Genomic DNA, 25,685 nt, shown 5'->3' with positions numbered 1-25,685 from the left:
TCACTCCTTGACGTTGACTTCGTCCTGCTGCTGCGTCGTCACCGACTCGGGCGCGGGCGGCAGCTCTTCCTTCACGGTGATCGTCGCCTTCTCCTCGAGAAGGTCGAAGACCTTGTCTTCTTCCAGGTCCCCGCGCAGCCGGTCCAGGTTGCCGGCTCGCTCGATCAGGGAACGCATCTGCTCCGGACTGGTTCCCTGCTCCTCGGCCAACTCGGCCAGCCGGGTCTCGAGCTCCTCGTCGGTGGCCTTCACGTCGTTCTGTCGGCGCAGGTTGTCGACCAGGATCATCTTGCGCACCGCGCGCTGTGCCACCGGGCGGTAGGCCTCGGCGAACTGCTCGCGCATCTCGTCGGTGATGTCGTGGTCGTGGTCGTCGGGATCGCCGCCCTGCTGCCGGTGGATCGCGTCGTGGAGCATGGCGTCGAGGTAGCGCTGCTCCAGACTGGGCGGCACGGGCAGGGTGTTGATGGCCAGCAGCCGGTCGACGATGGCGTCGCGGACCTGCCGGTCGCTCTCGCGCTGCACACCCTTGGTCATGCGCTCGCGCACGTCCTCGCGCAGCTCGTCCAGGGTCTCCTTGTCGGAGTGCTCCCTCGCGAAGTCGTCGTCGAGCTCCGGGGTGTCCTTGCGGCGGATCTCCTTGACCTCGATCCGCAGGGTCCGGATGGATCCGCGCAGCTCCTCGTTGGGGAAGTCCACGGGGTAGTTGACCTCGACGTCGGTCTCCTCGCCCACCTGCATGCCCACCAGCGCCGCATTGATCTCGGGCAGGTTGCCGTCGCCACCCACCAGGACCGCCTGGTCGTCGACGCGCTCGTCCTCGACGGGGTTCTTCTCGTCGTCGAGCGGAACCATGTCCATGAGCACCGCGTCGCCTTCCTCGGCGGCGCCCTCGTCGAGCTCGTGCCAGGTGGCGTGGCGCTCGGCCAGGTCCTTCAGCGCATCGTCGACGCGGTCGTCGGTCACCGGCGGCAGGTAGCGGGTGACCTCGACGGCCTCGAGCCCGGTGATGTCCACGTCGGGCCGGACCTCGATCGCCAGGTCGAAGGTGATCGGCTGCCCCTCGCCCATGTCGAAGTTCTCGACGCGCGGGTCGGCGATCGGGTGCAGGTCGTCGTGCTCGTCGAGGATCTGCTTGTAGACCTCCGGGACGAGCTCCTCGAGCGCGTCCTGCTCGACGGCGCCGGGCATCTGCTGACGGACCACGCGCACCGGGACCTTGCCCGGGCGGAAGCCGTCCATGCGAACCTTCTTGGCCAGCTTGCGCGCGACCCGGTCACGCAGCTTCTCCATGTGCTCGGTCTCGACGGTGACGTGCGCCACCCGCTGGAAGCTCTCGGCCTCCTCGAGATCGATGCGGACCTGGGACGTTTCGGTCATTCTCGGACCTTTTCGAAAAGGAAGGGACGACGAGAGCTGGTGCGCGAGGAGGGACTCGAACCCCCACGGGTTTCCCCACTGGAACCTAAATCCAGCGCGTCTGCCAGTTCCGCCACTCGCGCGAGACCTGCCGAGAGCAGGGGCCACAGGCTAGGTATGCCCCCCACGGCGGTCAAGCACGGTCCGCGGCCGCCGAAGGGGGTCTCAGTGGCCCCGGAACTCCGGCTTGCGCTTCTCGACGAAGGCGGCCATGCCCTCCTTCGCGTCGCCGGTCGAGGCGGCCACACCGAACTGAGCGGCCTCGTAGGCCAGGGCCTCGTCGAAGGCCATCTCGGCCCCCTGCCGTACGGTCTGCTCGGCCAGACGCAGGGTCGCCGCGCTGAACCCGGCGAGCTGGGTCGCCAGCTCACGGGCACGGTCCATCAGGGCCTCGGGGGCGACCACGTCGTTCACCAGGCCGATCCGGCCGGCGTGTTCGGCGTCGATCATGCCGCCGGTCAGGACCAGGAACCGGGCATGCCCCTGCCCCACCAGACGCGACAGTCGCTGGGTCCCGCCGAAGCCGGGAATCAGACCGAGGGTCATCTCGGGCAGACCGAGCTTCGCCTTCTCGCTGGCCAAGCGCAGCGTGCACGCCATGGCCAACTCCAGGCCCCCGCCCAGGGCGAATCCGTTGACCGCGGCGATCGAGGGCTTGCCCAGCGACTCGAGCTTCGAGAACACGGCCTGCCCGAAGGCGGCGTGGGCACGCGCCCGGAGAGGGCTGAGCTCGGACAGCTCCTTGATGTCGGCCCCGGCGACGAAAGCCTTCTCCCCCGCTCCGGTCAGGATCAGCACGCGGACCGTGTCGTCGGCGGCCAGCTGGTCGAGCAGCCCGTCGAGCTCGCGCAGCGTCTCGGTGTCGAGCGCGTTCAGGGCCTTGGGCCGATCCAGGGTGACGACGGCGATTCCGTCGTCGGTCTCGCAGCGGAGATTGCGGAGTTCCATCGTGGTCCTCGGGCTGGGAACCGGGCTTGCCGTTCCGGGGTTCTACGGGGAGAATGCGGCGTCCTCTCGATAGCACAGCGCCCTGGATGCGCAACTGCCGTCGTCCCCCGTACCGTGCCGGAGGCATTGCCCATGACCGTCGTCCGTCGTCTGATCCCCCTGGCCACCCTGGCCGTCCTCGCGCTCGGTCTGTCGGCCTGCGGGGGTCGCACCGTCCAGCGCATCGACACCGACACCCAGGTCGACCTCAGCGGGAACTGGAACGACACCGACTCGCGCCTGGTGAGCGAGGAAGTGATCGCCGACGCCCTGACCGCGCCCTGGATCACCCGTTTCGAGGCCACCCACACCGATCGCCCGACCGTGATCGTGGGGATCGTGCGCAACCGCACCGACGAGTTCATCGCCGTGGAGACCTTCACCAAGGACATGGAGCGTGCCTTCGTGAACAGCGGTCGGGTGCGCGTGGTGGCCAGCAGCACCGAGCGCGAGCAGCTGCGCGACGAGCGGGCCGACCAGCAGGACTTCTCGAGTCCCGAGACGGTCAAGGCCTTCGGCCGCGAGGTCGGCGCCGACTTCATGCTCCTGGGCACCATCAACAAGATCACCGACCAGGAGGGCGGCGAGCGGGTCGTCTTCTACCAGGTGGACCTGGAGCTGACCTCGATCGAGACCAACGAGAAGGTCTGGATCGGCGGGAAGAAGCACAAGAAGTTCATCGAGCTCTGATCCGATGATCCGTCCGATCGGGGCCAGGATCCGGCGCGCGGCGGCGGGCGTCGCCGCGCTGCTGGTCGTGTGCGCCGGCCTGGCCGGCTGTGGCACCTATGCGACCGAGTCGGCGCGGATCAAGGCGGCCGTGGCCGACGGCGACGTCGAGCGCGCGCTCGGCGAGGTCGGTGAGGTCGACGACGAAGACGTCCTCGGCCTGCTCCAGCGGGGACTGCTGCTCTTCTACGCCGGGCGCAACGTCGAGGCGGCGGAGACCTTCGACCGCGCCTACCAGCGGATCGACTTCCTCTACGGAACCGACTACGCCAAGGAGGCCCTGAGCTTCCTGACCAACGACGCCCAGCGGGACTACGTGGGCTACCCGGCCGAGCAGGTCCTCATGAACACCTACGGTTCGCTGGCCTTCATGGCCGAGGGCGACCTGGACAAGGCCCTGGTGATGGCCCGCCGGGCGAACACCCTGCTGACCCGCCTGGCCGACGTGCGCGAGGAGGCCGAGGGCTACACCGACGACGCCTTCGCCGAGTGGCTGGCGGCCATGCTCTACGCCGAGGACGGCGACGCCAATCCCTGCCTGGTGGCGTCCCGGCGGGCCCTGGCCGCCTTCCGCGAGTACGAGGCGCTCTGGGGACAGCGCGTGCCCAGCGCCTTCGTGCAGGACTACACCGTGTGGGCCCGGCGCTTCGGCTTCGGCGACGAGGCCGACGCGCTGGTCGAGGAGTTCGGCGACGTGGCGCGGCTGGCCCGCCCCCCGCGCCGCGACGAGGGCGAAGTGGTGGTGGTCTACGAGAGCGGCTTCGTGTCGCACCTGGAAGAGGTGCGCCTGGACTGGCCGATCCTCGAGCGCGACGACGACGGCGGCGACGACCTGGCCCGACGCATCTACCGCCGCGGCCCGCGCCACACCTTCGTGGTGCACGACGACGTCGAGGTGAAGTACTGGCTGAGCGTGGCCATGCCCGTGCTCGCCCACACCGAACCACGGCTGGTCGAGGCGCGCCTGCGCTCCGGCGATCTCGCCGCCTTCACCGAACCCGTGCACGACGTGAGCTCGATCTTCGAACTGACCTTCGAGGAAGGCGCGGCCACGCGCACCATCCGCACCATCGTGCGCGCGCTCACCAAGTACCAGCTCACCCAGGCCGTCCGCAAAGGGAAGAAGAAGGACGACGGCACCCGCGAGACCAACGAGGTGGCCGGCTTCCTGGCCAACCTGTTCGCCTCGGCCACCGAGCGCGCCGACACCCGTAGCTGGACCACCCTGCCCGACACCATCCACATGGCGCGGTTGAGGCTGCCCGAGGGCCGGCACCGGATGGTGCTCGAGGTCCTCGACCGTTCGGGGAACGTGGTTCAGACCGCGACCTACGAGGACGTGACGGTGATCGCGGGCGAGCGCACCATCCTCCACCACCGCACCTACGAATGACCGCCCCCCCGTTCCCGGGAGGGCGGCCCGCGGCGTGACGACTGCGACACGCGCGCTACTTCAACAGCATCAGGCGCTGGCGGGCCACCGTACCGTCGTCGGTGACCAGCTGGGCGAAGTACACACCACTGGCCACGGTGCGACCGTTGGCGTCGGTGCCGTTCCACACGACCTGCCCCGGACCGGCCGGCAGCCGACCGTCGACGAGCAGCGCAACGCGCTCGCCGCGCGCGTTGAACAGCTCGAGACGGGCCCGGCTCGCCGTCGGCAGCGAGTACGAGATCGTGGTGCTCGGGTTGAAGGGGTTCGGGTAGTTGGTCAGCGCCACGGCTCCGCGGGTGGACACGGCGCTGCGGTCCTCGCTCAGACGGACGTCGATCTCCGAACCGTCGGCGGCGAAGAGCGACAGACCGTCGAAGTCCGTCGTGGCCGCCCTCTCGAGCTCGATGACCAGCGGCTCCCCGGACGTGAGCGGCGACATCGAGGCGAAGGCCAGGCGCGTGCGTCCGTCGAGCTCGGAGCTCACGCCGAGCGCCTGGGCCGACACGCCACGGGCCACGGCGTGACCCTCGACGTCGAGCGAGAGGCCATGAACCGCCCCGGCGTCGTCGACGACGATCCGGGCACCGTCGGCGTCCCGCACCAAGCGGGCATCGAGCGCGGCCACGGGGGCCGAGCGCGCCAGACCGACGACACGGCGTAGCACGACGACGGCGTCGCCCGCATCCACCGCACCGCTCTGGTCGGCATCGGCGTTGCAGAGCTGCAGCACGCCGGGCTCGGGGATCAGGTCCACCACGATGCGCAGGAGGACCACGGCGTCGGCGACGTCGATCTCACCGTCGACGAGCACGTCGCCCGGCGAACAGATCAGGCCGCCTTCGATCGTGAAGTCTCCGTCGACGGTGAGGACCTTGGTTCGCGTGGCGTCGTCGAGCACGTCGGCCTGGAGCACGACGGGATCGCCGTCGGCCACCCCCACGATGTCGAACTGCGTCGAGGCGCCGTCGAGCACCTCGTCCCGGACCTGGAGCTGCAGCGAGAACAACTCGCCCTCGGTCAGCGCGACCGGCGTGTCGGTCACGGCGCTGACGACGACCCGTCCCTCGAGCAATTGCACGTCGAGGTCGGCAGCCGGCCAACCTGCGATCGCGGCGCCGGGAACGGCGTCGACGCCCTCGAGCAGCGCCGAGTCGAACTCCACGGCCAGCTTGATCACCTCGAGCTCGCTGGTGCCGATCAGCTCGCCGATGCTCAGCGGAACGACGATCGAGTCACCGGGACCGGCGGTGGCGCTGCCGGTGGTCAGCGTGGCCGATCGAGCCTGTGCCCCGGCTTCGGTGGCACCGGTCGCGATCAGGCCCAACCCGATCATGCAGACCGCGGCCAGCCGGACGAGATCGATGCGGGGGATGATGCTCGGCATGGTGCTACCTCACTTCCGTCGACGCGCCGAAGAAGGACTTCAGGGTCCCGAACGACGCGTCGTCGGACGAGACCGTGGTGCAGTTCAGGTTGATGATGCCGTCCTCGGTGGCGACGACGACGCCGACCACGTCGTCGAGTCCGTCGCCGTCCTGGTCGTCGGCGACGCGCGTGGCGTCGACGGCGATCAGCTCGAAGGTGACGTCACGTCCCTCGGGGAACTGCTGGGCGTTGCCCAGACAGGTCACCGGAACGTTCAGGGTGACCACGCGACCGCTGACCGAGGCCACGTTCGTGGCGCTCGCCGCGGCGGCCGAGATCAGGGCGCGGCCGGGCTCCGGCGAGTACGTCGCGTCGTCCCGGTCGTAGTTGACCAGCACCGAGTTCCACAGCTCCGAATCGAGCGTGGCCTCGGTCTCGGCCGGCACGAGCTCTTCGGGATACGAGATCACGAAGTCCAGGCCGGCCAGTTCGACGGTGCCGTCGATCTCGACGTCCACGGTCAACACGGTGTCGTCCTGGAACGCGAAGGTCTCGCTCACGACACGCAGGGTCGCATCGGACTGCGCCTGCGCCGCGGGAGCGAGGCCGGCACCGACGGCGATCACCGCGAGCAGGGCGACCGCGAGGCTCCGCGTCGAGTGCAGGTTCGAAAACATCGTCTTGCTCCTGTCGATGAGTTGGCGACGCGGCACGCGCCGCGATGCGAGGTCGTCTCCGGAAGCGGTGCGGCGGGTGGCGGGGAAGGCACGCGCTCGACGCACCCTCCCCGTCGTCCCCCCGAGTCCACCCCCGTGGATCAGAAGCGGGCCTTCAGGCTCCCGAAACTCTCGTCGCCGGTGTCGACGACGAAGTCGCAGGAAAGGGCGGCGCTGAACGAACCCGCGCGCTGCGGATCCCATCCGTCGATCGCCAGGTACAGGGTCACGGGCAGCTCGTCGGCGCTCTCGTTCGTGAACAGGAGCGTCTCGTTCTCGCCCGTGAAGGCCTCGTCGATCCCCGCCACGCAACTGCCGGCCGGATCCGTGGGATCGGCGAACAGATAGGCGGCGGGATCGAAGGCACCGTCGGGCTCGATCTGGATCGTCAGCTGGTAGCTGTACGGGACCTCGACCTGGTAGTAGACGTCGCCGCCGAGGGCGTCGGGATTCACGCAGGCCAGCACGTCGAGCTGGTTCGTGGCGCCGACCGTCGTCCCCTGCACCACCACGTTGCACCCCTCGAGGACCTCGGCGGTCTCGGGCAGGTCGTTCACCGGTGGTGCGGGCGGCGCATCCGACGGCTCCACCGCGAGGCGGTAGGCGTCGTCGCCGACACTCGAGAAGCGGGTGATCCGGGCGTAGACCACCCCGTCGTCCGGGACCGTGATCCCGGTCAACGCCGAGTAGAGACCGACACCGGCGTCGTCGTCGGTGGCGATCAACGACGTGCCGTCGGACTCGAAGAGCTCGAGCACGGTGTCGGTGACGCTGCCGTCGATCGGTGCGGTCGAGACCGCGACCCAGGTCTCCGTGCTGGCGTCGATCCGGAACCAGTCGACGTCTCCGTCGGGAACCCCGGCATCGACGACGTCACCGACCGCGATCTCCTGCGCGTCCGCGGGAATGTCGTTGGGCTCGACCTCGGCGATCTGAGCGGCCCGGAGCAGGAGCGAAGGCGAATATCCGTCGCGATCGGCCTGCTTGGCCCGCTGCAACTTGAGGTCGGGAGTGGTCGCCTCGGCGAGCGGCGCCGTGGCGACGAGGAACAGGCTTACGAGGGCGAGGAGCAGAGCTCCTCTGCGTCGGACCAGCATGGATGCGACTCCGTGGTAGCTGTGGCACTGCGCTGGTGTGGCGTCTGTCGAGGACAAGTGTACAGGAACGCAATGCCGCAATGGTAGATGGTCAATGTACGAATGCACTGGTCCGGCTGCGAACGGTCCCATGGTTTCCCAGGACGTCTCGTGAGGGTCGATCCTTCCCCCCTCCCACGGCCCCGGAACCGCCACGATCGCCGCTCCCGCAGGAATCCGGACCGCTGGCTCGTGTCTTGCAGACTTGTTCCGGGATCGGGAACGCCATCGTGAAGGAACACCCAACCGGCGTTCCCGCATGAACTTGCAAGTGACGGCGGGGCGCGCACGAAGCCGCGTCCCGCCCGGGAGCGCATCGTGGAACGCACGATGGGAGGCCGAACCGGTTCCGAGCGCCGCGCGCGCCGCCGCCTGGGCCGCGTCTTCACCGCCTACGCGCTGGCGCTGGTCGTTTCGGCCGTCGCGGCCGGCGTGGCCCGGGCCGACGCCTCGGTGCACCCGCTCGACGGCTTCGCCGCGGCCTCGCTCGACCGTGCGACCGACCGGCGCGACAGCCTGGCCCGAGGCTTCAACCCCGCCCAACTGCCCTTGCTCGTGGCGAGCGTGTCCGCGGACTCCACGCTGACTGCCGGACGACGCGAGACCCTGTACACCGCGTTCGCGCGGTGGCACTTCTGGACCGGTGCCCGATGGGACTCCCGGGGACGCGGTCTGTGGTCGGTCGACGCCGCCACCGTGCCGGTCGGAACCGGCCACCAGGGCGCGGTCCTGGCGGCCCACGCGAGCCTCGAGCTGGTACAACTGGCGGCCCTGGCGCGTCTGGCCGGATCTCTGGACCAGCCCTACGACGCCCTCGTGTGGTGGACCGACCACGCACGGCTGGAGGATCGACTGCAGCGCCTCCTGCTGGACGGCCACGTCGGAGCCCACACCGATCTCGACTCGCTCGGTGCCCGCCGCCGCGCGCTGGGGATCTCGACCGCGGTGGCATTGGCCACCGGACTGCCCGTCGCCCCGGCGACCGCCCGGGAAACCCAATGGCGACTGTGGACCGGGCGTGTTCCCCGGGACGTCGACGACGTCGACGGAGCCGACCGTATCCACGCGCTCGAGCGCGCCGAGACACTGCTCGGCTGGGGCGACGACCCGGGCCTGCGCGTCCTGGACCCGCAGATCATGGCGGGACTGATCCGTGCCGGGATCGATCGTCTCGCCGACGTCGCGCTGTCGCGCACCGTGCGCGAGGCCCTCGACGCCGCCGGCCTGCGGACCGAAGGAACCCTGCGCCTGCGCCTCGGAGCCCACGAGCCGACGCTGCGCACCGGGGCCCTGGCCCCTCGCCCTCTCGAGCGCGCCCGCGCGGCGGTGCACGCCCTCGATCGCATGGGCGTGCTGTCACGCGCCCGATCCGAGACCCTGCCCGCCCGCGTCGACTCGGTCGTCGCCCACGGCGACGACGCGGCGCGTGATCGCCTGGTGTCCGATCTCACCGCCCTGCTCGCGGCCTGGCGCGCGCAGGATCCCGGCGAGCATGCCCTGCTGTGGTCCGAACGGCGCGCCGGCCGCCAGCCGATCGCCCGCGAGGGATCCGTCTTCCGCTGGAGCGACGTCGACGCCGGACTCTGGCAGTCGCGCGCCCTCGATCTGCTGACCGAGGACGTGGTGGCCCATCACCTGGGCGCCCACCCACGCTCGCCCTGGCGCGGTCGGATCGAGCCGGCCGTGATCGGTCGCGGCGACCCGGCGGCCCTGCGGATCGAGACGACCCGCGCCGTGCCGGGCGCCGCCGACACCCTCATGGCCCGTGTCCTGTGGACCGACGGTCGCCGTGTCCTGCCCGCGCGTCCGGTGGAACTGGTCCGCGAGGGCGACACCTGGACCTCCGGTCTCGGCACGACTCCCGACCGGATCGGCCTGTGGCAGGCGGTGGTCGAGGGCCTGCCCGGCGCCTTGCGTCTGCCACCGGCGGTGGCCGTGGTCGATCCCCTCCAACTGCGCGTGGTCGCCCTCGGGCGCCGCGGACGGGCGCTCACCTATCGCGCCGAGGTCACGAGCCAAGTGGCCGACCCTGTCCACGCCCGTCTGCAGGTCGAAGCACCGGTGTCCTTCGAGGTCGATCCCGGCATGCAGCACGACTTCGTGGTCGAGGCGGGGGCGGCGTACGTCTGGGACGTCGAACTCCGACCCGACCCGAACGGTGGCCCCGCCCTCCATCCCGTGCGATTCGATCTCTTCGACGACCGCGACCAGGTGGCGTCGGCGAGGACTCGGGCCTCGGTCCCCTTCCAGTGGCTGCGTCTCGGCCCCCTGGAGCCCCGGGGCGAAGTACCCGTCGACCACGAGTACGCGCCCGACCGGAGCATCGACCTGGCGCGACGCTTCGATGGCGTGATGCGGACCGTGGGCTGGAGCCGGCTGCCCTCCTCCCGCGTCGGTGCCGACGGTTGGATCCGCCTGTCCGACTCCGACGATCCCGAGGCGGTGCACTACGTGTTCACCGCCTTCACCACCGGCAGCCGCGAGTCGGTGATCCGGCTCGAGTCGAACGCCGCGGCCACGGCCCGGGTGAACGGCCGGCTCGTCGGACGCACGGCGGCCTGGGGTGGCGACGACGAGGCCGAGGTCCGCTTCGACGCGGGCACCAACTTCCTGCTGGTGAAGCTCCACGCCCCTGGACGTCGACCGGCACGCGCGCGGATCGAGGTCCGCGACATCGACGGCCAGCCCCTTCGCGGCGTGTCCAACGCGCTCGAGAGCCTGCTGGACCAGTACGCCTACCTGACCCGCACCCAGGACGCCGACGAGCAGGACACGCGGACCCTCGACCGTGAGAGCATGCGCCTGGTGCCCTTCACCTTCGATGCCCCGGACGCCGGCTCGGTGAGCGTGGTCGGCAGCTTCAACGGCTGGTCGCCGACGGCCACACGCATGGTCCGCCGCGACGACGGCCGCTGGCAGGCCAAGGTCCGCCTGCAGCCGGGCCGCTTCGAGTACAAGTTCGCCGTCGACGGCAGCCGGTGGATCGCCGATCCGTCGAACCCCGAGGCCGTCGACGACGGATTCGGCGGCCGCAATTCCGTGCTGGTCGTCGAATAGCGTCCGATCGGGCTGGGGTCCCGTCGCCTCCACTGCTATGCTCGGCCGTCGGTCGCGCCGCGCCGGCTCGCGGCGGGCCGATCCGTCCCGTTCACCCGCGGAGGAGGCGGCAGCCATGGGCGACATCGTCCGCAAGAAGATCGAAGAGCTGCGCCGGCAACGAGAGAAGGCACTCGAAGGCGGCGGTCCCGAACGCATCGAGAAGATCCACGCCTCGGGCCGGCTCACGGCTCGCGAACGGATCAACCTGCTCGTCGACGAGGGCTCGTTCGACGAGAGTGGCGTCTTCGTGACCCACCGCAGCCACGAGTTCGGGCTCGAGAACAACCGCCCGCCGGGCGACGGCATGGTCACCGGCGTCGGCCGCGTCGACGGCCGCCCCGTGGCCTTGTTCGCGCAGGACTTCACGGTGTTCGGCGGCAGCATGAGCGAGTCGAACGCCTGGAAGATCTGCCGGCTGATGGACTTCGCCATGGACAACGGCCTGCCCGTGATCGGCCTGAACGACTCGGGCGGCGCGCGCATCCAGGAGGGCGTGCTCAGCCTGGCCGGCTACGCCGAGGTCTTCTGGCGCAACACCATGGCCAGCGGTGTGGTGCCGCAGATCTCGGCCATCATGGGTCCCTGCGCGGGCGGCGCGGTGTACTCGCCCGCGATCACCGACTTCACGATCATGGTCGAGGGCACGAGCCACATGTTCGTGACCGGCCCGAACGTGATCAAGATGGTCACCAACGAGGACGTGACCTTCGAGGAACTCGGCGGCGCGGCCACGCACAGCACGAAGAGCGGCGTGGCCCACGCGATGGCCAGCAGTGACCAGGAATGCCTGCTGTTCATCAAGAAGCTGTTGGGCTTCCTGCCGCAGAACAACCTCGAGGACCCGCCGCTGCTCACCTGTCATGATCCGCTCGACCGGCGCGATCCCCGGCTCGACGAGATCGTGCCCGACAGCTCGAAGCAGCCCTACGACATCAAGGACGTCATCCGCTGCGTGGTCGACGACGGCGACTTCCTCGAGATCCAGCCCGACTACGCGGGGAACATCGTGATCGGCTACGCGCGTCTGGGTGGACAGAGCGTCGGTATCGTGGCCAACCAGCCCAAGGTGCTGGCCGGCGTGCTCGACATCGACGCGAGCATCAAGGGAGCGCGCTTCGTCCGCACCTGCGACTGCTTCAACGTACCGCTGGTGACCTTCGAGGACGTTCCCGGATTCCTTCCCGGCACCGAGCAGGAGTTCGGCGGGCTGATCAAACACGGCGCGAAGCTCCTGTACGCCTATTGCGAGGCCACGGTGCCCAAGCTCACCGTGATCACGCGCAAGGCCTACGGCGGCGCCTACGACGTGATGAGCTCGAAGCACATCCGCGGCGACTGGAACGTGGCCTGGCCCACCGCCGAGCTGGCCGTCATGGGCCCCGAGGGCGCGGTGAACATCCTGTACCGCCGCGAGATCGAGGCCGCCGACGATCCCGACACCCTGCGCCAGGAGAAGATCGCCGAGTACCAGGAGCGTTTCGCGAATCCCTACGTGGCCGCCGGCCACGGCTATCTCGACGACGTCATCGAGCCGCGCGACACGCGTCCACGTCTGATCAGCGCGCTGCGCTCGCTGCGCAACAAGCGCCAGGAGCTGCCACGCAAGAAGCACGGGAACCTGCCGCTATGAGTGCCGTCACCCCACCACCGTTCCGCAAGGTCCTCATCGCCAACCGCGGCGAGATCTCCATCCGCGTGCAGTCGACGCTGCGCGAGATGGGTATCGTCGCCTGCGCGATCTACTCCGAACCCGACCGCACCGCGCGGCACACGCTCTTCGCCGACGAGGCCTACCCCGTCGGGCCCGGCCCCAGCAGCGAGAGCTACCTGTCGATCGAGCGCGTGCTCGAGGCGGCCCGCACCGCGAAGGTCGATGCGATCCATCCCGGTTACGGCTTCCTCAGCGAGAACGCCGAGTTCGCCAGGGCCTGCGTCGACGCCGGCTTCACGTTCATCGGCCCCACGCCGGAATCGATGCGTTCGATGGGCAACAAGCTCTCCGCGCGCGAGATCATGGAAGAGGCCGGCGTGCCGGTCGTGCCCGGCCTGACCGAGCCGGTGGCCGATCCCGACCGCGCGATCGAGGTGGCCGCGGGCATCGGCTACCCGGTGCTGCTCAAGGCCGCCTCGGGCGGCGGCGGCAAGGGCATGCGCGTGGTCCAGAGCGCCAAGGAGATGCCCTCGGCGCTCGACCGCACCATGGGCGAGGCCCGCAGCGCCTTCGGCGATCCGTCGATCTTCGTCGAGAAGTTCATCGAGCGCCCGCGGCACCTCGAGGTGCAGGTGATGGGCGACACGCACGGCAACGTGGTGCACCTGTTCGAGCGCGAGTGCAGCGTGCAGCGGCGCCACCAGAAGGTCATCGAGGAGAGCCCGAGTCCGAGCATCGACGAGGACACCCGGCAGCGTCTGTGCGCCGCCGCCGTCGACGCCGCGCGCGCGGTCGACTACCACGGCGCCGGCACCGTCGAGTTCATCGCCGACGAGAACGACGACTTCTACTTCCTCGAGATGAACACGCGTCTGCAGGTCGAGCACCCCGTGACCGAGGAGGTCGTCGGCGTCGACCTGGTGCGCGCGCAGGTCGAGGTCGCGGCCGGCCGCGAGCTGCCCTGGCGGCAGGAGAACCTGCACCAGCGCGGCCACGCCATGGAGTTCCGGATCTACGCCGAGGACCCCTTCAACAACTTCGCGCCGAGTCTGGGCACCGTACTGCGCCTGCGCACGCCGCAAGGTGCGGGCATCCGCAACGACCTCGGCATCCGCGAGGGCTACACCGTCCCGCTGCACTACGACCCGATGCTTTCGAAGCTCATCGTGTTCGGCGAGGACCGTGAGGCCTGCCTGGCGCGCAGCCGACGCGCGCTCGACGAGTACCGCCTGCTGGGCTTCGTCCACAACGTGGCCCTGCACCGCTGGGTGGTGCAGCACGAGGAGTTCCGCCGTGGCCGCTACTCCACCCGCCTGCTCGACGGCTTCGACCCCGAGGAGCTGAAGGCCTTCCTGCAGGACGACGAGTACGACGTCATGGCCGCCGCGCTCGCGCTGGTCGAGGCCGGCGTGGGCGAGGCGTCCCACGCCACCGGTTCGGCCCCGCCCGAATTGTCGCGCTGGGGCCACGTGGGCCGCGCGCTCATGAACCACCGCAACCGTACCTGAACCGGGAGGACGCCGTGGAACTGCGCAAGAAGTACATCGTCCGCACCGAGGACCGCGAGACCGTGGCCACGCTCGTGCGCGACGGCAGCGGCCAGGTGTGGGTGGAGACCAGCGACGGTCAGCAGATCGATGACGCGATCGTGCTCGACGGCGGTCGGACCGTGTCCGTGCGTCTGGACGGGCGCATGTACCTGGTCGACCTCACCGCGCGCACCGACACCGCATTGCGCGCGCTGGTCAACGGCAAGGGCGGTCTGGTGCACCTCTACGACGAACTCGGTGCGGCCGCCGCGGACGTCGACGCCGGCGGGGCCACCGCGCGTGAACTCCGCGCCGACATGCCGGGCCTCGTCGTCGAACTCAAGTGCGCCGTCGGCGACACCGTGGAGCGCGGCCAGCCCCTGCTCGTGCTCGAGGCCATGAAGATGCAGAACGAGCTCGCCAGCCCCGGCGACGGCGTGGTCGAGGAGATCCTCGTGAGCGCCGGGCAGAGCGTGGAGAGCAATGTCCTGCTCGTGCGCCTTGCCGAATCGGACGACTGATCCCACCCTGACGACACCCCGAGGAGGCCCGACCATGACCACGATCGATCTCGACCGCGTGCAGCGGGTGCTCGACACCCTGCCCGACGACGTCCGGCCGCTCACCACCGGCCTCGACCACATCGGCGTGGCCGTGCGCAGCCTCGACGAGTCGGTGCCTCTGTACCGCGACCTGCTCGGCCTGCCCCTGCTCTACCACGACGAGGTCGCGACCGACCGCGTGAGGGTCGCCGTCTTCGACCTGGGCAAGGGTCATCTCGAACTGCTCGAGCCCACCGGCGACGACTCCCCCATCGCGAAGTTCATCGAGAAGCGCGGCCCGGGTCTGCACCACGTGGCCCTGCGCGCCACCGACTGCGCCCGGGCACTCGGCGCGCTGAAGGAGGTCGGCGTGCGCCTGATCGACGAAGAGCCGCGTACCGGCGCGGGCGGCGCGCACATCGGTTTCGTGCATCCGAAGGCGACGGGCGGGATCCTGCTCGAGCTCTGCCAGCGGAGCGGCGAAGACCACTAGCCCCGCCGGTCTCCGGCCGGGCCGCGAGACCCACTCCGGGTCGCGCCCATCAACCCCGCACGAGGGCTTCGGTGCCTTCGAGATCTCCGAAGATGCGCCGCGAGAGTTCGAACAGCTCGTGGTCGCCGCGGAAGAGATCGACGAAGGCCTGGTCGTCGAGGAGTTCCTTCCAGCGATCCATGACCGCCATGCGGTCGGCCCGTCCGTCGGATCCGGTTCCCTCGAAGGAGCTGCCACCGCCGTAGTCGGGCACGTCACGGATGCCCGCGTCGCTGAACGGAAGATCGAGACGCTCGGCCAGGGCGCGGCGGTAGTCGACGTCGCGGAACCACCGGTTGTAGTCGACACCCACGCGACCGAAGGAAAGGTGATCGGTCTCGCCCAGGAATTCCCGTGCGTAGTCCTTCCACTGCGCCTTCACCCACTCGCGGTAGGCGCGATCGTGGCAGAAGGGGCGATGCTTGCGGCGATGGCGACTGGCGAAGGTGTTGAACGGATCACGAAGGACGAGCAGCTCGACCACGTGGGCACCCGTCGCGCGGCGACGTCGTTCTCGTGGGTGTCCGGAGATCTCTGCGAGTTCCTTGTCCTCGTACGACGCGATGACCAGGGGAGCCGCACCGTTGCCGTTGCCCGGCACGATGACCTTGTCGGCGGGGCGCAGGAACGAACGGCCGGGTTCGACATTGTTCAGGAACGCCACGGGACCGCGGGCCTGGCGGATCATCCAGTTGATGACCGCGTGATTGCCGGAACGCTTCAGGCCATGGACGTAGACCTCATGACGGCGGGAATCGAAGTGCAGGGGTAGATACCGCAGCGTCGGCACGAAGGCCCGCGGCAGATGTCGAAGCTTCATGGCCGAAGAGACCTACCGCGGTTGGAACGTGGAACCCGGTCTTCGCCCGCGCCCGCTCGCCGAAGCCCGGCCGGTCACGCAGTCCGTGTCGCCCGCGGGACACCGGCGGGGTCGATTCTCCACCATTCCGGCCAAGAGGTCGAGCCCCCGGCTCGGCCGCTGTTCCCGGGTGCCTCCACCCGCCCCCCCGGGTGACGACCCGCGCGACTAGAAGAACAGGAACACCGAGAAGTCGGTGCGAACATTGGTCACCGAGTCGTCGTCGTCCGCCGGGTCGGGTGCGAGTTCGGAATCGAGGGCCGAGGCGTAGACCGCGTCGTCGATCTGCAGCTCCAGGGCGAAGCGCACCCGTCCCACGTCGTAGGTGGCCCGCGGCGCCACGCGGAAGCCGCGGTCGATGGTGAGCCCACGCACGAACACGTTGCGCGCCGGATCTGCCGGATCGTCGACGAGCTCGGCGACGTCGACGGTCTCGCCCGCGCCCAGGTTGGTGAACCAACCGCCGAAGAAGCCGAGGTTCAGGCCCTCTCGATTCGTCTCGATCTCACCCCACGCGGCCAGCGTCCGCAACGAGACGGCCTCTCCGGTGTCGTCGACCACGTATCCGCCCGTCATGATCTGGTCGGCCAGGTCCTCCCCGTAGGTCACCTTCGCGCGGAAGGTGAACGGCGACGGCGACCAGGTGACGTAGCTCTGATAGGCCATGGCATTGAACCGGTCGGCGGTGAGGGTCGGGCGGACCCACTTCGTCCACGCCCCGGCGCCGAGGCGCAGGGTCTCGCGTTCGATCCCGGCGAAGGCCATGAACATGGGAAGACCGGCCTGCTGCGCCGACTTCAGTCCGCTGAGTTCGGCGAAGGCGTCCCGTTCCTGCGCAGCCAGGAGGATGACCTTGAAACCGTCGGGCCGGTAGGTCCAGCGCGCCTGGGGCAGCCGTGAGAAGGTGTGGTACGGAACGCCGGCTTCCGTCGCGGCCGTACGCGGCCAGGTCTCGAGGAAGGTCGGCGACCACTCCATTCCGAAGAGCGCCTCGTGCCGATCCCAGGAGAACTTCACGTACCCGCGACGCAGACGATAGCTGTTCAGCACGTCGTTGCTGGCTCCGTGGAAGTCCCCTTCGATGCGACCGGTGACCTCTGCCCCGAAGACCGAGGGCAGATCGCCCACGGCGAAGGCGATGCGCGAGAACAGCGGGAAGAAGAGCAGGTTGTCGGTCGAGTTCGCGTCCTCGCCGTCGACCGGTTCCTCCGGCTTTGGGTACAGCACGAAGTCGCCCTCTCGCGCACCGGCGATCTGACGAGTGTCGTAGTAGTACGACGACTTGACGAAGCCCCCGACGTCGATCGTCTGGGCCGTCGCGAGCACGGGCGAGAGGGTCAAGGCCAAGAGCACCGCGAGTCCGATCGGACGCCGGGCCGGGCGAGTGGTGAGTATGTCCAGGGGTCCGGACGGCATGTGGGATCCCTCCCGTGGGATGGGGTGCGCGAGCCCGACACGAGCCGGTGCGAGAGAACGGGGGAAGCGTCCTGACGGGCCAGGAATGTCGTGGACATTCACGGTTGTCCTGCCTCGACGAAAGCACTCATCCGGAAGTCTCACGAAATCGGAATGAGACCGGCTCATGTGAACCCGTGATGGACCGTCCCCCACCTTGGACATCGCGGCCACGACGGCCTACCGTGGAATTCTCCTGTCCGACGGCCTCTCGCCGACGTCGCCCCGGCACTTCGCCGCATCCGTCCACACGGACGACCCGTGGCCGTCCCGGTCCGCTCCCCCGCACCCGCGACCCTACGGTCGCGGCGGACGAAAGGACCCCTTCGTGCTCGCTCTTCTCGCCCTGCTCCCGATCCTCGTCGCGCTGGTCCTCATGGTCGGGTTCCGCTGGCCGGCCACCCGTGCCATGCCGCTCGCCTGGCTGGCCGCCGTCGCCGGAGCCCTGATCGGTTGGGACCTCGAACTCCTGTACGTGGCCGCCCTCTCGCTGCACGGCGTCGTGACAGCGGTGAGCGTCCTGATCATCGTCTTCGGTGCGATCGTCATCCTCTACACGCTCAAGGCCAGCGGCGGGATGGAGACGATCCAGTGGGGAATGCAACAGGTCACACCCGACGCCCGGATCCAGGCGATCATCATCGGCTACATGTTCACGGCCTTCGTCGAGGGCGCCGCCGGCTTCGGCACTCCCGCCGCTCTCGCCGCCCCTCTGTTGATCTCGCTCGGCTTCCCTCCCCTCGCGGCGGCCGTGGTGTGCCTGGTCTTCAACTCCTTCCCGGTGACCTTCGGCGCCGTGGGGACACCGATCGTCCTGGGGCTCCGCTACGTGCACCCACTGGTCGAGCGCGCGATCGCCGCCGACGTTCCCGGGCTTCCCTTCGATTCGGTCGAGGGCTTCAACGCGCTCGTCGGGCAGTGGGCGACCGTGCTCCACGCGCCGATGATCATCCTGCTGCCGATCTTCGTTCTCGGCTTCATGACCCGGTCGTTCGGGCCCGAGCGATCGTGGGCTCCCGGACTGCGCGCGTGGCGCTTCTGCGTGTTCGCGGCCGTGTCCTTCCTGGTCCCCTACCTGGCCTTCGCCTGGCTGGTCGGCCCCGAGTTCCCGTCGCTGATCGGCGGCCTGGTGGGCCTCGGCGTGATCGTCCTGGGTGCGAAGAAGGGCTGGTTCGTCCCCGCCGAAACGTGGGACTTCGGCCCACGCACCGGATGGGATGCCGACTGGACGGGCGAGATCACCGCCGACACCTCCGGCGAGTTGAAGCCGCGCATGTCGCAGTTCCGGGCCTGGCTGCCCTACGTGCTGATCGGCGCGATCCTGGTGGTGACCCGGATCCCGGAGCTCGGACTGAAGGACGTGTTGAGCGGCGTGGCGATCCCCTTCGACGGCATCCTCGGCTTCGAGAACGTCAACAATGCGATCGCGATCCTCTACCTACCGGGGACGATACCCTTCGTGCTGGTCGCGCTGCTGACGATCGGGCTGCACCGCATGCCGGGCCCCGCCGTGCGGGCGGCGTGGGGCGAGTCGGTCGCCAAGATGAAGAATCCGGCGATCGCGCTGGTCTTCGCGGTGGCGCTGGTCTCGATCTTCCGGTTGTCGGCGACGAACCCGCAGGGACTGCCCTCGATGCCCCTGGCGCTGGCCGAGGTGGTCGCGGCGACCGTCGGCAACGCCTGGCCGGTCGTGGCCTCGTTCATCGGCGGACTCGGTTCGTTCATCACTGGCTCCAACACGGTCAGCGATCTGCTCTTCGCCGAGTTCCAGTGGGGCGTGGCCACCGAACTCGGACTCTCGCGTACGATCACCGTTGCCGCGCAGGCGGTCGGCGGGGCGATGGGCAACATGGTGTGCATCCACAACATCGTGGCCGTGTGCGCGGTGGTCGGTCTGTCCGGCCGTGAAGGGGTCATCCTCCGGCGGACGGTCTGGCCCTTCCTGGTCTACGGTCTGGTGGTGGGCATCGTCGCTTCGCTGCTCATGCTGGTCGCCTTCCCCGACACGTTCTGATCGCGAGGTCCACCATGGATGCATCCAACGTGATCCCCGTCACGGCGACCGAGGCCGACCCCGGCGTCGCCCGGCTGCACGACGCCCTTCGCACGGCCGTGGCCGATGCCGAACGCGTCCAGACGCGACCGATCGACCTCGTGGCCTGGGCCAGTGACGCCAGCTTCTATCATCTGTTGCCGCGCGCCGTCGTGCATCCGATCGACGTCGACGAGGTCCGTCGCGTAGTCGGGGTCGGCCACGAGTTCGGCGTGCCCGTCACCTTCCGCGCGGCGGGAACGAGTCTGTCGGGTCAAGCGGTCACCGACGGGATTCTCGTCGTGCTGTCGCGCGCCTGGGAAGAGATCGACGCCCTCGACGACGGTGCGTACGTCCGCGTCCAGCCGGCCGTCATCGGGGCCCAGGTGAACCGGTTCCTCGTGCCCTTCGGACGCCGGATCGGCCCCGACCCGGCCTCGATCGACAGCTGCATGATGGGAGGCATCCTCGCGAACAACGCCAGTGGAATGTGCTGCGGCGTGGACGAGAACGCCTACCACACGATCGCTTCGGCGAAGGTCCTGCTCGCCGACGGCACGCTGATCGACACCGGCGTGCCGGACGCCGCCGCCACGCTCGAGCGCGAGGCGCCGCAGGTGGCCGAAGGTCTACGCCGTGTGCGCGCCGAGGTCCTCGCCGACGAGAAGCTCACCGAGCGCATCCGCACCAAGTACCGCCAGAAGAACACGACCGGCTACGCGCTCAACGCGCTCATCGACCACGAGGAGCCGATCGACATCCTGCCGCGGCTGCTGATCGGGTCGGAAGGCACGCTCGCTTTCATCGCCGAGGCGACGCTGGAGACCCTTCCGACCTATCCGGTGAAGACGACCAGCTTCATGCTCTTCGACTCTCCGGCGCAGGCGGCGGAGGCCACCCGGGTTCTCGCCGGGTCGGGAGCACGGGCGGTCGAGTTCTTCGACCGGGCGAGCCTGGCCGCAGTGGACGATGTCGCCCGTGAACTCCTCGGCCAAGACGTCACCTTCCACGACGGCTCGTCCGCCCTTCTCGTGGAATACCAGGTGGCCACGGAGGAGGAGCTCGCGGCCCTGCAGACGGCGATCACCGCCGCCGTGGCGGAGATCGACCTGGCCCGCCCCGCGGAGTTCACCCGTGACGTCGCACGGCAGGCCCTGATCTGGAAGGCCCGCAAGGGTCTCTACCCCGCCGTCGGTGCCGTCCGCGCGGCCGAGACGACCGTGATCATCGAGGACGTGGCCGTGCCCGTCGATCGCCTTCCCGAATGCGTGGAGGGTCTGCAACAGCTCTTCGATCGTCACGGCTACGGTGGTTCGATCATCTTCGGCCACGCCAAGGACGGGAACCTGCACTTCGTGATCACGCAGCGCTTCGACGACGAGATCGCCACCCGACGCTATGCCGACTTCATGGACGACCTCGTCGAGCTCATCGCACATCGCCTCGGTGGTGCCCTGAAGGCCGAGCACGGCACGGGGCGCAACATCGCACCTTTCGTCGAAGCCGAGTGGGGATCCGAGGCGCTCGCCGTCATGAAACGTCTGAAGGCGATCTTCGACCCCGACGGCGTGCTCAATCCCGGGGTCGTCCTGAACGACGACCCCACCTGTCATCTGCAGAATCTCAAGCATCTGCCCTCGGCCGCTCCGGAGGTCGATGCCTGTGTCGAGTGCGGATTCTGCGAGAAGGTGTGTCCGAGCGTCGACCTCACCCTTTCACCACGCCGGCGGATCGCCGTGTTGCGCCACGTCGAGCGGCTCCGTCACGCCCGTCCACTGGCGAATGGCGACGGTCCGGCGATCGATCGCACGATCGACTCGCTGCTCGCCGACTACGACTACGCCGGGCTCGACACCTGTGCTGCCGACGGCCTGTGTTCGACGGCGTGTCCGGTGGGCATCGACACCGGCCACATGGTCAAGCGGCTACGCGACGAGCAGAACGGAACCGGCCGGCACCGCATCGCCCGCTGGATCGTCGACAACGCGCGGACGACGGAGACCGCCATGCGCCTCGGTGTGCGGAGCGCCCACGCCCTCGAAGGGGTTCTCGGTGCCGGAGCCGTGCGGGGAGCGGTCGCCGTGGCCAGGAAGGTCACCGGCTGGCAACTGCCGGACTGGGTGCCGTCGCAACCGCACGCGCCTCGAAGCCTGGACTTCATGACCGATGCGCCGCCGGCCGCGCCCGAGGCCATCGTCTTCCCGACCTGCGTCTCGCGGATCATGGGCCGACCCCGCGGTCACGACGCGTCACAGACCGAGATCCTGCTCACGCTCTGCGAACGCGCCGGCGTCCGGGCCTGGGCCCCCGCCGCCCTCGGAGGCGCGTGCTGCGGGCTGGCGATGGCGTCGAAGGGTCACGCGGCCGCTTCGATCGACTTGCTCGCGGATCTGGTGGGCCGACTGCACGAGCTGAGCGACGGCGGACGGGTCCCCGTGGTGATCGACGCGTCGTCGTGCACGCACGCCGCATTGGAGAACGGGCAGACGCTGGAGGGCGCGGCCCGCCGACAGTGGGAAGACCTCGACCTCCGCGACGTGACCCGCTTCGCGCGGGAGACCCTCGTGCCGCGGCTCACCATCGAACCGACCGATGCCGTCGCCTTCGTGCACCCGAACTGCGCCGCGCGCCACTTCGGCGCCGATACCGACCTGGTGGCCTGCGTCGACGCGGCCAGCCGGCAGGTGATCGTGCCCGAGAACCTGGCGTGCTGTGCCACGGCCGGCGATCGCGGGTTGATCTTCCCCGAACTCTCGGCCAGCGCGCTGAGACGGGAGAAGGGCGACCTCGAGGCTGCCGGAGCGCAGCGATTCGTCAGCTCGAACCTCACGTGCGAGACCGGGCTGGGTGCGCAGACGGGCCGGCCCTTCGAGTCGTTCCTCTATCTGCTCGAGGAGACGTCGCGGCCCGCAGAATCGGAATCCGAAGGCCGATGACCAAAGCGCTGGGCTCTTCGGCCCCCGAGCGGTAGAATCCGCGGATGAACGACGATCGCACCCTGCATTCCTCCGGCGAGAACCCGGGCTCGCCGCAGGCCGCCGACCCCAGCGCCCATGAAGGTGCTCGACTCGGACCCTACGTGCTCCGCCATCGGATCGGAACCGGGGGCATGGGCGAGGTCTGGAAGGCCGACCAGGCGGCCCCGATCCGGCGAACCGTCGCCCTCAAACTGATCAAGGCGGGTATGGATTCGCGCGAAGTGCTCGCGCGGTTCGAGGCCGAACGACAGGCGCTCGCCTTGATGGATCATCCGTGCATCGCACGGGTCTTCGACGCGGGCACGACTCCACACGGACGCCCCTTCTTCGCGATGGAGTACGTCCAGGGAACGCCGATCAACGAGTACTGCGATCGCCGACGTCTGGACACGAGAGCCCGGCTCGAACTGTTCCAGAAGGTCTGCCACGCGGTCGGGCACGCGCACCAGAAGTCGGTCGTGCATCGCGACCTCAAGCCCTCGAACATCCTGGTGGCCGACGTCGACGCGCAGCCCTCACCGAAGGTGATCGACTTCGGCGTGGCCAAGGCCACGACCCGCAAGCTCACCGAGCAGACCATGGCCACGTCGATCGGGCAGATGATCGGAACGCCCGAGTACATGAGTCCGGAACAGGCAGAGCTCACGAACGAAGACGTCGACACGCGCACCGACGTCTACAGCCTCGGCGTGATCCTCTACGAGATCCTCGTGGGAGCGCTTCCCTTCGAGGCCGAGGAACTGCGTCACGGCGGACTCGCGGGCATGCTCCGTATCCTGCGCGAGGAGGACCCACCGAAGCCCAGCACCCGGCTGTCCGCGCTCGGCGCGAGCGCCACGAAGATCACCCAGTCGCGCCGCACCGATACCCGACGTCTGTCCGGCCAGGTCCGCGGTGACCTGGACTGGATCGTGATGCGTGCGCTCGAGAAGGACCGCAACCGTCGCTACGCTTCGCCGGCGGAACTCGCACAGGACATCCAACGCCACCTCGACGACCAACCCGTCCAGGCCGGACCACCGACCGCGGGCTATCGCATGGGCAAGTTCGTGCGGCGCCACCGCGCCGGAGTCGTGATGTCGACGGGCGCCGTGCTCGCACTCGCCGCCTTCGCCGTCCTCGCCACGGTGCAGGCGACGGCGATCGCACGCGAGCGTGACCGTGCCACCGCCGAAGCGGCCAAGGCCGAAGCGATGAACGATTTCCTCACGCGAACGCTGGCGTCGGCCGATCCGTGGCGGGGCGGGTCGCGCGACGTCACCGTCGTCGAGCTCCTCGACGCGGCGGTGGAGGAGGTCGCGACGTCCTTCGCCGACCAACCGGCCGTCGAGGCGTCGATGCACACCGTGCTCGGGGATGCCTATCTCGGCCTGGGGCGGCTCGTGCCGGCCACCGAACAGGTCACGCGCGCCCTCGAGATCCACGCTGCCCTCGGTGAGGTCGATCCGCGTGCGTTGGCGTCACTGTACGGTCTCGAGTCGCGCGTCGCTCGCGCGGCGAACGACTATCCGAAGGCCGTCGAAGCGGCGACCGCCGCCGTGGAGAGGACCGAGAACGATCCGTCGGCCTCGCTCGGCGAACGCGTCGAGGCACGGCAGTATCTCACCCGCAGTCTGCTCTACGCCCAGCGCTTCGACGAGGCCGACTCGCTCCTGACGATCACCGAAGCCCTCGCGTCGCGGCTCGAGGGAAGCGATCGGAGGCTGGGAGCCGAGAACCTGTCCCAACGGGCCGATCTGATCGTCCTGCGGGACGGCGACGCCGCGGTCGCCGATTCCCTGTCCCGCGCGGCCTACGATCACATGCTCACAGTCGATCCCGACAGTCCCCGGCTGGCGGTGTACATGAACAACGCTGCCCAGTACCGCAGTCAGAGCGGCGACTACGAGGGTGCACTCGCAGACTTCGATCGCGCCCTGCAGCTCTACGAGCAGCACTTCGGAACCGACCACCCCGAGTACGCCACCTGCGTCGAGAACCGGGGCGGCGTCCTCTATCGGATGGGTCGCGCCGAGGAGACCCTCGCCGCCCTCGAAACGACCTACGAGATCCGCGCCCGCAATCTCGGATCCGATCACATCGACGCGATCCGCACACGCATCAACGTCGGCACCGTCGCGATGATCACCGGCGAGAACCAGCGCGCGGTCGACGTCTACCGCGAACTGCGGCCGCGCCTGATCGAAGTCCGCGGAACCGACCACCCGGACGTGCTCGCCGTGCTGCGCAACGAAGGGCTCGCCCTTCGCGGTCTCGAACGCTCCGACGAAGGGCTCGTCCTCTTCGACCAGGCCCTCGAAATCGCCGGACGCATGTACGACCCGGACCACCCACGAACGGCACTGGCCCACGGCGATCGCGGCGTCACGCTCATGGCCTTGGAGCGCTACGACGAGGCGCGTGCGCCCCTGCTCAGCGCCTTCGACGTGTTCCTCGAGAAATCCGGTGTCGACCACCCGCGCACCGTGGCCGCCGCGCAGTCCCTCGTGACTCTCGGCGAGAAGACCGGCGACCCTGCCATGGTGGCGCGATATCGGGAGTACGCGGAGCAGTAGCCTTCCGCGGTACCGACCAGCACCCACGACCACAACGGCGGCCGGACCGAACCGGCCGCCGCCGCCGCGCACACGCCTCACAGAGCCGTTCGGGTTCTCTCGGCGGTCATCGGCGCGGTTGGTAGTGGGACTTCACCTCGCCCCACGTCTGCATGTCGTGACGGACCACGATGGTCTCGTTCATCACCGCTCGTACGATCTTCAGCCCGTAGGGCGGTGCTTCCCCGTCGACCTCGGGCCGACGCACGTCGAACTCGAGCAGGTACCGTGGATCGACGATCTCGGTCACGCCGGCGATCGCGGTCCGCAGTTGCCCCTCTTCGATCCGGACGATGGGATCGCCCCAGCGGGGACGTACGTCTTCCCCCGACCGCACCGATTCCTCGACGATCTCGAGGTTCTGGAACTCGATCGTGAGGGCGATCCCGAACACTTCGACGTCGCCGCCCGTTCCGAAGTAGTCGACGACCACGTGGCGTGTCTCGCCGGGAGCGATCGTCGAGTCGGGCAGGTCGAAGACCAGATCGATGGGCAGGTCCTGCGCCGATCCGTCGCCGGGGAAGGTGGCCGCACAGGCCAGGAGCACCAGGGTCAGAGCAAGCGTGCGCAATGCCGTTCCTTTCGCAGGAGGTATCGAGCACCCGGGAGGACCGGCACACGCGGTGC

18 protein-coding genes and 1 tRNA gene are annotated in these 25,685 nt (G+C 69.2%); 10 read left to right on the top strand and 9 right to left on the bottom strand.

Annotated features, from left to right (window positions below; translation table 11 throughout):
- The 3 genes from tig to VKA86_00680 all read right to left on the bottom strand — a co-directional run bounded on the left by tig (position 1) and on the right by VKA86_00680 (position 2,367).
- Positions 1-1,380 (bottom strand): trigger factor, encoded by a 1,380-nt coding sequence (tig, locus tag VKA86_00690; protein HKK69702.1) that lies wholly within the window; start codon positions 1,378-1,380, stop codon positions 1-3.
- Positions 1,381-1,417: 37 nt separating this feature from the next.
- Positions 1,418-1,502 (bottom strand) — tRNA-Leu (locus VKA86_00685).
- 82 nt (positions 1,503-1,584) lie between these two features.
- Positions 1,585-2,367 (bottom strand): enoyl-CoA hydratase-related protein, encoded by a 783-nt coding sequence (locus tag VKA86_00680; GenBank protein HKK69701.1) that lies wholly within the window; start codon positions 2,365-2,367, stop codon positions 1,585-1,587.
- 132 nt (positions 2,368-2,499) lie between these two features.
- On the opposite strand from VKA86_00680, the gene VKA86_00675 reads away from it, so the two are divergent.
- Both VKA86_00675 and VKA86_00670 read left to right on the top strand, forming a co-directional pair.
- Positions 2,500-3,096 (top strand): penicillin-binding protein activator LpoB, encoded by a 597-nt coding sequence (locus tag VKA86_00675; protein ID HKK69700.1) that lies wholly within the window; start codon positions 2,500-2,502, stop codon positions 3,094-3,096.
- A 4-nt stretch (positions 3,097-3,100) separates the two neighbouring features.
- A complete protein-coding gene (locus VKA86_00670; GenBank protein HKK69699.1) occupies positions 3,101-4,528 on the top strand; it encodes a hypothetical protein in 1,428 nt (475 codons plus the stop codon).
- A 55-nt stretch (positions 4,529-4,583) separates the two neighbouring features.
- Here the strand turns inward: VKA86_00670 and VKA86_00665 are convergent, their stop codons facing one another.
- From VKA86_00665 to VKA86_00655, 3 genes are all read right to left on the bottom strand, one after another.
- Positions 4,584-5,954 carry a FlgD immunoglobulin-like domain containing protein gene (locus VKA86_00665; protein ID HKK69698.1) on the bottom strand — a complete coding sequence of 457 codons (1,371 nt, stop codon included), beginning with the start codon at positions 5,952-5,954 and terminating at the stop codon, positions 4,584-4,586.
- Between the two features lie 4 nt (positions 5,955-5,958).
- Positions 5,959-6,612 (bottom strand): hypothetical protein, encoded by a 654-nt coding sequence (locus tag VKA86_00660; GenBank protein ID HKK69697.1) that lies wholly within the window; start codon positions 6,610-6,612, stop codon positions 5,959-5,961.
- 140 nt (positions 6,613-6,752) lie between these two features.
- Positions 6,753-7,748, bottom strand: coding sequence for a PPC domain-containing protein (locus VKA86_00655; protein ID HKK69696.1), 996 nt, complete (start codon positions 7,746-7,748; stop codon positions 6,753-6,755).
- A gap of 357 nt (positions 7,749-8,105) precedes the next feature.
- Here VKA86_00655 and VKA86_00650 point away from each other — a divergent pair, with 357 nt between their 5' ends.
- From VKA86_00650 to mce, 5 genes are all read left to right on the top strand, one after another.
- Positions 8,106-10,844, top strand: coding sequence for an isoamylase early set domain-containing protein (locus tag VKA86_00650; protein ID HKK69695.1), 2,739 nt, complete (start codon positions 8,106-8,108; stop codon positions 10,842-10,844).
- 115 nt (positions 10,845-10,959) lie between these two features.
- Entirely contained in the window at positions 10,960-12,516 is a 1,557-nt protein-coding gene (locus tag VKA86_00645) for an acyl-CoA carboxylase subunit beta (protein ID HKK69694.1), read from the top strand.
- Positions 12,513-14,045: an acetyl-CoA carboxylase biotin carboxylase subunit gene (locus tag VKA86_00640; GenBank protein ID HKK69693.1), complete on the top strand. Its 1,533-nt coding sequence runs from the start codon at positions 12,513-12,515 to the stop codon at positions 14,043-14,045. Before VKA86_00645 ends, VKA86_00640 begins: the two co-directional genes overlap by 4 nt.
- A gap of 14 nt (positions 14,046-14,059) precedes the next feature.
- Entirely contained in the window at positions 14,060-14,587 is a 528-nt protein-coding gene (locus tag VKA86_00635; protein ID HKK69692.1) for a biotin/lipoyl-containing protein, read from the top strand.
- Positions 14,588-14,621: 34 nt separating this feature from the next.
- Positions 14,622-15,101 carry a methylmalonyl-CoA epimerase gene (mce, locus tag VKA86_00630; protein ID HKK69691.1) on the top strand — a complete coding sequence of 160 codons (480 nt, stop codon included), beginning with the start codon at positions 14,622-14,624 and terminating at the stop codon, positions 15,099-15,101.
- Between the two features lie 49 nt (positions 15,102-15,150).
- On the opposite strand, the gene VKA86_00625 is transcribed toward mce, so the two are convergent.
- Both VKA86_00625 and VKA86_00620 read right to left on the bottom strand, forming a co-directional pair.
- Positions 15,151-15,960, bottom strand: a complete 810-nt coding sequence (locus VKA86_00625) for a hypothetical protein (GenBank protein ID HKK69690.1) — start codon at positions 15,958-15,960, stop codon at positions 15,151-15,153.
- A 207-nt stretch (positions 15,961-16,167) separates the two neighbouring features.
- On the bottom strand, positions 16,168-17,415 hold the full coding sequence (locus tag VKA86_00620) for a hypothetical protein (GenBank protein ID HKK69689.1): 1,248 nt from the start codon (positions 17,413-17,415) through the stop codon (positions 16,168-16,170).
- A gap of 367 nt (positions 17,416-17,782) precedes the next feature.
- On the opposite strand from VKA86_00620, the gene VKA86_00615 reads away from it, so the two are divergent.
- From VKA86_00615 to VKA86_00605, 3 genes are read left to right on the top strand one after another with little or no spacing between them, the layout of a single operon-like run.
- Positions 17,783-19,468, top strand: coding sequence for an L-lactate permease (locus VKA86_00615; protein HKK69688.1), 1,686 nt, complete (start codon positions 17,783-17,785; stop codon positions 19,466-19,468).
- 14 nt (positions 19,469-19,482) lie between these two features.
- Positions 19,483-22,422, top strand: a complete 2,940-nt coding sequence (locus VKA86_00610; protein ID HKK69687.1) for an FAD-binding and (Fe-S)-binding domain-containing protein — start codon at positions 19,483-19,485, stop codon at positions 22,420-22,422.
- A gap of 44 nt (positions 22,423-22,466) precedes the next feature.
- Positions 22,467-25,019: a serine/threonine-protein kinase gene (locus VKA86_00605; GenBank protein ID HKK69686.1), complete on the top strand. Its 2,553-nt coding sequence runs from the start codon at positions 22,467-22,469 to the stop codon at positions 25,017-25,019.
- Positions 25,020-25,125: 106 nt separating this feature from the next.
- Here the strand turns inward: VKA86_00605 and VKA86_00600 are convergent, their stop codons facing one another.
- Positions 25,126-25,629 (bottom strand): hypothetical protein, encoded by a 504-nt coding sequence (locus VKA86_00600; GenBank protein ID HKK69685.1) that lies wholly within the window; start codon positions 25,627-25,629, stop codon positions 25,126-25,128.
- Positions 25,630-25,685: the final 56 nt, after the last annotated feature.

This window comes from Candidatus Krumholzibacteriia bacterium (assembly GCA_035268685.1).
Classification (GTDB): Bacteria; Krumholzibacteriota; Krumholzibacteriia; order JAJRXK01; family JAJRXK01; genus JAJRXK01.
Note: the sequence above shows the minus strand (reverse complement) of the source record. Positions and strands in the feature narration are given on the sequence as shown.

What these genes read in the sequence shown, in the direction of transcription:
- tig (HKK69702.1), bottom strand. Translation starts at nt 1,380, where the DNA reads ATGACCGAAACGTCCCAGGTCCGCATCGATCTCGAGGAGGCCGAGAGC.
- VKA86_00625 (HKK69690.1), bottom strand. Translation starts at nt 15,960, where the DNA reads ATGAAGCTTCGACATCTGCCGCGGGCCTTCGTGCCGACGCTGCGGTAT.
- VKA86_00605 (HKK69686.1), top strand. Translation starts at nt 22,467, where the DNA reads ATGAACGACGATCGCACCCTGCATTCCTCCGGCGAGAACCCGGGCTCG.
- VKA86_00675 (HKK69700.1), top strand. Translation starts at nt 2,500, where the DNA reads ATGACCGTCGTCCGTCGTCTGATCCCCCTGGCCACCCTGGCCGTCCTC.
- mce (HKK69691.1), top strand. Translation starts at nt 14,622, where the DNA reads ATGACCACGATCGATCTCGACCGCGTGCAGCGGGTGCTCGACACCCTG.
- VKA86_00610 (HKK69687.1), top strand. Translation starts at nt 19,483, where the DNA reads ATGGATGCATCCAACGTGATCCCCGTCACGGCGACCGAGGCCGACCCC.
- VKA86_00620 (HKK69689.1), bottom strand. Translation starts at nt 17,415, where the DNA reads ATGCCGTCCGGACCCCTGGACATACTCACCACTCGCCCGGCCCGGCGT.
- VKA86_00670 (HKK69699.1), top strand. Translation starts at nt 3,101, where the DNA reads ATGATCCGTCCGATCGGGGCCAGGATCCGGCGCGCGGCGGCGGGCGTC.
- VKA86_00660 (HKK69697.1), bottom strand. Translation starts at nt 6,612, where the DNA reads ATGTTTTCGAACCTGCACTCGACGCGGAGCCTCGCGGTCGCCCTGCTC.
- VKA86_00680 (HKK69701.1), bottom strand. Translation starts at nt 2,367, where the DNA reads ATGGAACTCCGCAATCTCCGCTGCGAGACCGACGACGGAATCGCCGTC.
- VKA86_00665 (HKK69698.1), bottom strand. Translation starts at nt 5,954, where the DNA reads ATGCCGAGCATCATCCCCCGCATCGATCTCGTCCGGCTGGCCGCGGTC.
- VKA86_00640 (HKK69693.1), top strand. Translation starts at nt 12,513, where the DNA reads ATGAGTGCCGTCACCCCACCACCGTTCCGCAAGGTCCTCATCGCCAAC.
- VKA86_00655 (HKK69696.1), bottom strand. Translation starts at nt 7,748, where the DNA reads ATGCTGGTCCGACGCAGAGGAGCTCTGCTCCTCGCCCTCGTAAGCCTG.
- VKA86_00645 (HKK69694.1), top strand. Translation starts at nt 10,960, where the DNA reads ATGGGCGACATCGTCCGCAAGAAGATCGAAGAGCTGCGCCGGCAACGA.